The organism is Geobacter hydrogenophilus, from assembly GCF_018501225.1.
Lineage (GTDB): Bacteria > Desulfobacterota > Desulfuromonadia > Geobacterales > Geobacteraceae > Geobacter > Geobacter hydrogenophilus.
The window spans coordinates 1-334 of record NZ_JAHCZI010000041.1 but is presented as its reverse complement, the minus strand read 5'-3'; the positions used below and the strand labels follow the sequence as shown (position 1 = coordinate 334).

General features: G+C 61.7%; 1 pseudogene. It reads left to right on the top strand.

The window, feature by feature from the left end:
• Nucleotides 1-334: pseudogene (locus tag KI811_RS18440) on the top strand (NapC/NirT family cytochrome c); the annotation flags it as partial.

The following is a 334-nucleotide window of genomic DNA, read 5'->3' as shown; positions in this document are numbered from 1 at the left end:
ACCGTGGCGGGGGTAACCACCGGCACCTTCCAGTCAATGAGAAACAACTCCATGTCGTTCTGCTGGAACTGCCACAATTTCTCCGGCGCGGGCGAGGTTCACACCACCGGTGACCATGACAGTGTCAAATGTATCGACTGCCATATCCGGGTGCCCCACGGCGGCAAGGTGTCGCGACTCATCGGGACGGCCACTGCCGGGTTGCCGGCCCGCTACTCGGGCGATGGCAAGGGCGGGGCGATGCCTCGTGTCACCGCGTTCAAGAAAGCGGCTTCGGGAAGATACAGCGAGTCCAGCTGCAGCACCAACTGCGGTGAGCATGGTTCCATATCAG